This is a genomic window from Streptomyces sp. NPDC050564 (assembly GCF_044457265.1).
Classification (GTDB): Bacteria; Actinomycetota; Actinomycetes; order Streptomycetales; family Streptomycetaceae; genus Streptomyces.
This window is the reverse complement of record NZ_JBITGS010000007.1, coordinates 49,602-56,158: the sequence shown is the minus strand read 5'-3', so window position 1 is coordinate 56,158 and position 6,557 is coordinate 49,602. Positions and strand designations below refer to the sequence as shown.

Below are 6,557 nucleotides of genomic sequence, written 5' to 3'. Positions count from 1 at the left end.
TAACAAAAACCCGCCCCCCCCCACAAGCCCCCCCCCCCCTCCCCCCCCCCGGGTGGCGCCCCCCCCCCCCCCCCGCGGGGGGGGGGGCGGCCCCGCCTCATCCGTTGGTCAGGACTCCCTTGCTCAGACGACCGGTTGCGGCTGCGGAGCGGACGTGTCCGCCCGCGTCCGCCCCGGCTGCTTCAGCAGCAGCGCGATCGCCGCCGCCACCATCGAGACGCCGCCGGCCAGCGCGTAGGCGCCGTTGTAGCCCCAGGCGGCGACCACCATCGAGCCGAGCCCGCCGCCGAACAGGCCGCTGATCAGCTTGCCGCTGTACACCAGACCGTAGTTGGTGGCGTTGTAGTTCTCGCCGAAGTAGTCCGGTGTCAGAGCCGCGAACATCGGATAGAAGGCCCCGCCGCCGAACCCGGAGAGGAAGGCGAAGAACAGGAACAGGGCTTCGCTGTGGATGTCACCGGCCCAGATCACGCCGAACTGGGCGAGACCCAGGACGACGATGACGAACACCAGGGTCTGCTTGCGGCCCCAGGTGTCGGACAGCCAGCCCACCACACCGCGGCCGATGCCGTTGATGACGGCCATGACGCCCATCGACGAGGCTGCGACCAGCGGTCCGAAGCCCACTTCCTTGGCGAAGTCGACCTGGAAGGAGATTCCGAAGATCGACACACCCGCGGTCATGACGAGGGCGATCCACATGAGCGGAAGCATGCCGGTCCTGATGGCCTCCTTCGGCGTGTACTGCTTCACCGCGGGAGGGTTCTTGGCCAGGGCGGCGGCACCCTTCTCGGTGCCGCCATAGGCCAGCGGGTCGACGTCCGCGGGCCACCAGTTCTTCGGCGGGTCCTTGAAGAAGAACGCGGAGGCCAGCACCACGATCATCACGTAGCAGCCGATGAGGTCCAGGACGCGGTGGTAGTTGGCCGTGTCGAAGGCGTAGTTGAAGATGAAGATGAACGGCAGGGAGCCGTAGGCGAATCCGCCGTTGACGAATCCTGTCTTCGCGCCACGGCGCTCGGGGAACCACTTGCCGACCATGTTGATGCAGGTCGCGTACACCAGGCCGGACCCTACGCCGCCGATGACGCCGAAGCCCAGGATGGCGAGAAGGACGTTGCTCAGGTGAGAGAGGGCGAGGAAGCCGATCAGGCACATGCCCGAGCCGGCGTACATGGCCTTGCGGGCGGTGAGGATGCCCTTCTCCCGCAGCCAGCCCGCGGGGAAGGCGATGCCGGCCTGGAAGAAGACCCAGACGCTCAGGATCCAGAAGGTGTTGCTCTGCGTCCAGCCGTGCGCGTGGGACAAGGTGTCCTCGGCGGAGCCGTACGCGTACTCGAAGACGCTGATGGCCATCATGGCTATCCACGGCAGATACACCATGAACTTGCGTGAGTGGCCCAGGATGTCCCGGTCAGTCTCGCCGATCCGGTAGACACGACCCCGGGAGTCGGTGACTTCACGGTATGCGCGGTTCGAGGCGTCGGATTCGTCCGACGCTTCCTTCGCGGCGATGGGTTCCGCCGTCATTACGCCATCTCCTCGCCAAGCGGGTGCGGGTTGGGAACGATGCTCCGGGCCTGCGGTCGGCCGGGAGCCTTGAGGAACAGGGCCAGTACTGCGGATGCCAGCCCGATGGATCCGGCGAGAACGAAGGCGCCGTGGTAGTCCCACGCGCCGACGACGACCGCGCCCATACCGGAGCCCACAAGGCCCGAGATCAACTTCGAGCTGTAGACCATTCCGTAGTTGGAGGCGTTGTTGTTCTCGCCGAAGTAGTCAGCTGTCATGGCCGCGAACAGCGGGAAGATCGCGCCGCCGCCGAAACCGGAGACCATGGAGCAGAACAGGAAGAACGGCATGCTGCCCATCTGGCCGGAGACCAGCACACCGAACTGGGCGGAGCCCAGCACCAGACACACGATGATCAGTGTGTGGCGCCGGCCGACGCGGTCGGATATCCAGCCGATGACGCCGCGCCCCGTGCCGTTGACGATGGCCTTCAGGGACATCGCCGTGGCCACGATTCCGCCCGCGAAGCCCATGTCCTTGCCGAACGGCACCTGGAAGGCGATGCCGAAGATGTTGATCCCGGCCGTGCACAGCAGACAGAACCACATCATCCAGAGCACGGGGGTACGGGCGGCCTCCTTGGGGGTGTACTGCTTCACCGCCGGCGGGTTCTTCTCCAGCGCCCGCCGGATCTTCGGGTCGTCCGACGCCTTCAGCGGGTCCACGTCCGCGGGCCACCACCCCTTGGGCGGGTCCTTGAAGAACCAGCCGGCGACGGCGACGACGGAGCAGCAGAGCAGGCCGACCGCGATCAGCACGCCCTTGTAGTTGCTCAGATCCATGTACGACGTGAACAGGAAGACGAAGGGCACGGACCCGTAGGCGAAACCGCCGTTGACGAAGCCCGTCTTGCCGCCCTTGCGCTCCGGATACCACTTTCCGACCATGTTCACGCTGGTCGCGTAGACGAGGCCGGCGCCGATGCCGCTGCACATGCCGAAGCCGAGATAGGCGATCAGCACATGCGGTGCGAAGGCCAACGACAGGTAGCCCAGCAGCGTGCCGAGTGCGCCCAACAGCATCGCCGTACGGGCCGGGAGGCGGCCGCTCTCCCGCAGTTGCCCGGCCGGGAAGGCCACGGCCGCCTGGAAGAACACCCAGACGCCCATGAGCCAGAAGATGTGTCCGCTGCTCCACAGGTGAGCATCGTGGAGCGTGTCCTCCGCGGACGTGAACGCGTACTCGGCGGAGCTGATGCCCATCATGCCCGCCCAGGGCAGGATGACCATCCATTTGCGCTTGCGGCCCATGATGTCGATATCGGACTCGCCGACGCGGTACACGCGGCCGTTGCGGTCCGTCACCTCTTGATAGGGGACGGACGTCGAATAATCGGTGGATGTCATGTTGCTCAAGCACCCCTTGCGTCGAAAGATCTGGTCAGCGCCCCCTGCCAAATGCCTTTCGTGCGCTTATGGGTCCCGGGGACGGCCGACGCGCACCGTCGGCCGCCCCCGCGCACACTCACGTCATGAACCCGCCCCCCAACAGCCCCGCCGCACGCGCCCAGCGATACTTCGCGCCGAGGACGGCCACCGGCTTCTCGGTCGTGTACGGGTAGGCCACGACCCCCCGTTCGTACAGGTACTGGCAGGCCTCCTCGACCTCGACGTCGCCCGCGAGCGATGCGACCACGGGCTTCTCGATCCCGCGCTCGCGGAACTCGGCCACCACGCGCGCGGTGAGTTCGGCGAAGACCAGGGGAGGGGTCACGATGGTGTGCCAGTAGCCGAGGACGAGCGCGTGGACGCGCGGGTCCGAAAGGCCCAGCCGGATCGTCGCCTCGTACGTCGACGGCGGCTCGCCGCCCGTGATGTCCACGGGGTTGCCGGCGCTCCCGAAGGGCGGGATGAATTCCCGGAAGGACGTGTCCAGGTCCGGCGGGATCTCCATCAGGGACAGGCCGTTGTCGGTCACCGCGTCGGACAGCAGCACACCGCTGCCGCCCGCGCCCGTGATGATCACGACGTTGTCGCCCTTGGGAGTCGGAAGCACCGGCAACGCGCGCGCGTACTCCAGCATTTCGTTCAGCCCCGGAGCCCGGATGACGCCGGCCTGCCTCAGGATGTCGTCGTACACGGCGTCGTCGCCCGCGAGCGCGCCCGTGTGCGAACCGGCGGCTTTGGCGCCGGCCGCCGTACGACCGGCCTTCAGGACGACGACCGGCTTCTTCGGGACCGTGGCGCGGGCCGCCTCGACGAACGCGCGGCCGTCCTTGAGGTCCTCCAGGTGCATGGCGATGCATTGCGTGTGCGGGTCCTCGCCGAACCAGGTGAGCAGGTCGTCCTCGTCCAGGTCCGCCTTGTTGCCGAGCCCGACGATCGCCGAAACACCCGTCTTCGTCGTGCGCGCGAAGCCCAGAACGGCCATTCCGATGCCGCCGGACTGCGAGGTCAACGCGACGCCGCCCTTCACGTCGTACGGCGTGCAGAAGGTGGCACACACGTTGTGCCAGGTCGAGTAGTAGCCGTAGATGTTCGGACCGAGGAGCCGGATGCCGAGCCGCTCGCCGATGGCCACGATCTCGTCCTGGAGGTCGGGCTCGCCGCTCTCCGCGAACCCGGAGGGGATCAGCACGGCGTTGGGGATGTTCTTGCGTCCGACTTCCTCCAGGAGCGGGGCCACGGACGGGGCGGGGACGGCGAACACCGCCACATCCACCTCGCTGGGAATGTCCGTGACACTCGGGTAGGCCTTGCGGCCCAGGATGTCGTCGGCCTTGGGGTTCACCGGATGGATCTCGCCCGGGAAGCCGCCGTCGATGAGATTGCGCAGGACCGAATTGCCGATCTTTCCCTGCTCGTTGGAGGCGCCGATCACGGCGATCGAGGACGGCCGCATCAGGCGACGCATGGAGGTGAGGATCTCCTCGCGCGTGTGCGTCCGGCGCTCACGGGGAGCCCGCTCCGCGAGGATCACGCGGATGTCCGCCGCGATCGCGCCCTCCGCGGTGGCGATCACCGGGTTGAGGTCCACCTCGGCGATCTCCGGGAAGTCCGCGACGAGTTCGGACACCCGGAGGATCTGGTCGGCGATGGCCCGCCTGTCCACCGGCCGCGCACCGCGCACTCCGCGCAGAATCTGCGCCGAGCGGATCGAGTCCAGCATCGACAGTGCCTCGTCGGTGTCCACGGGCGCGAGCCGGAACGTGACGTCCCTGAGGACCTCGACCAGGACACCGCCGAGCCCGAAGGCCACGACCTTCCCGAACGTCGGGTCGGTCACCGCGCCGACGATGACCTCCTGTCCCTGCGGGATCAGCTCCTGGACCTGTACGCCCGCGATGTGGGCCTGCAGTTCGTACTCCCGCGCGTTCTCGACGATCTTGTGGAAGGCGGCCCGTACCTCCGCCGCACCCTCCACGCCGACGACCACGCCGCCCGCGTCGGTCTTGTGCAGGATGTCCGGGGAGACGATCTTCATCACGACGGGTCCGCCGAAGCGCGCCGCGCAGGCCACCGCCTCGTCCGCGTCCCTGGCGAGTTCCTCGCCGGGGACGGCGATCCCGTACGCGTCGGCGATCACCTTGCCCTCGGGCGCCGTGAGCGCTGTCCGTCCCTCGGCCCGTACGCCGTCGAGAAGGGCGCGCACCGCTCGGGCCCGGTCCTGTGTCACCACGTCAGATCACCCCGTTCGACTTGAGCAGGCGCAGCTCTTCGTGGCCGAGGCCGAGCTCGCCGATGTAGACCTCTTCGTTGTGTTCGCCGAGCAGCGGCGAACTGGTCACATCCACGGGGGAGTCGGAGAGTTTCAGCGGGCTGCCCACGGTGATGAACTCGCCGCGCTCGGGGTGCGGTACCTTCACGACCATCTCGTTGGCGACCAGCGACTCGTCCTCGATGATCTCCTTGGTGGACAGGATCGGTCCGCACGGGATGTTGTGGGAGTTGAGCTTCTCCAGCACCTGCCACTTGGGGAGGGTGCTGGTCCACTCCTCGATGAGCTGGAACATCTTCTCGAGCCTGGGCAGTCGGGCTTCGGGGGTGGCCCATTCGGGGTCCTCGGCGAGTTCGGGCCTGCCGATGAGTTCGCTGAGGGGCTTCCAGCCGACGGGCTGCACGATGACGTAGACGTAGTCGTTCGGGCCGCCGGGCGCGCATGCGACCGCCCAGCCGGGCTGGCCGCCGCCGGAGGCGTTCCCGGACCGGGGAACCTCGTCGCGGAAGTCCTCGTTGGGATATTCGGCGAGCGGACCGTGTGCCAGTCGCTGCTGATCGCGCAGCTTCACCCGACAGAGGTTGAGCACAGCATGCTGCATGGCCACGTTGACCCGCTGACCACGCCCGGTGTTCTCCCGCTGGAACAGCGCCGCGAGAATCCCCGCCACGGCGTGGATGCCTGTGCCCGAGTCACCGATCTGCGCGCCGGTCGCCAGTGGTGGCCCGTCCTCGAAGCCGGTGGTCGACATCGACCCGCCCATGGCCTGTGCGACGACCTCGTACGCCTTGAAGTCGGTGTACGGGCCTTCGCCGAAACCCTTGATGGAGGCGTAGACGATACGGGGGTTGATCTCTCGGATGCGATCCCAGGTGAAGCCCATGCGGTCGACCGCGCCCGGGGCGAAGTTCTCGACCATGACGTCGGAGCGGCGGATCAGCTCGGTGAGGATCTCCTTGCCGCGCTCGGTCTTGGTGTTGAGGGTGATGCTGCGCTTGTTGCTGTTGAGCATCGTGAAGTAGAGGGAGTCGACGTCCGGGATGTCCCGCAACTGCTTGCGGGTGATGTCACCGGTCGGCGCCTCCAGCTTGATGACGTCCGCTCCCAGCCAGGCCAGCAGTTGGGTCGCGGACGGGCCGGACTGGACGTGTGTCATGTCGAGGACGCGAATGCCTTCGAGAGCCTTGGTTGTCACAGGTCACCTCACTTGTCCGTTGCCTTGAGCGTCCTGGCGTCGCTGGTCGTGGGCGGCGTCCGGCACATTGCATACAGTCGACGGATACTGTATGAAGATTGTTATCCCGCATCCGATGGGTGATGTCCAGGGG

General features: G+C 67.3%; 4 protein-coding genes. All 4 read right to left on the bottom strand.

Going from position 1 to position 6,557, the window contains the following annotated elements; translation table 11 throughout:
• Window positions 1-123 precede the first annotated feature (123 nt).
• The 4 genes from ACIBK0_RS13095 to frc all read right to left on the bottom strand — a co-directional run bounded on the left by ACIBK0_RS13095 (window position 124) and on the right by frc (window position 6,424).
• Complete coding sequence (locus tag ACIBK0_RS13095; RefSeq protein WP_399078809.1) at window positions 124-1,530, bottom strand: OFA family MFS transporter; 1,407 nt, start codon at window positions 1,528-1,530, stop codon at window positions 124-126.
• Window positions 1,530-2,918: an OFA family MFS transporter gene (locus ACIBK0_RS13090; protein WP_399078807.1), complete on the bottom strand. Its 1,389-nt coding sequence runs from the start codon at window positions 2,916-2,918 to the stop codon at window positions 1,530-1,532. The genes ACIBK0_RS13095 and ACIBK0_RS13090 overlap by 1 nt, the downstream gene beginning before the upstream one ends.
• Before the next feature lie 118 nt (window positions 2,919-3,036).
• Window positions 3,037-5,190, bottom strand: coding sequence for an acetate--CoA ligase family protein (locus ACIBK0_RS13085; protein ID WP_399078805.1), 2,154 nt, complete (start codon window positions 5,188-5,190; stop codon window positions 3,037-3,039).
• 1 nt (window position 5,191) lies between these two features.
• A complete protein-coding gene (frc, locus tag ACIBK0_RS13080; protein WP_399078803.1) occupies window positions 5,192-6,424 on the bottom strand; it encodes a formyl-CoA transferase in 1,233 nt (410 codons plus the stop codon).
• Between the last annotated feature and the right edge of the window lie 133 nt (window positions 6,425-6,557).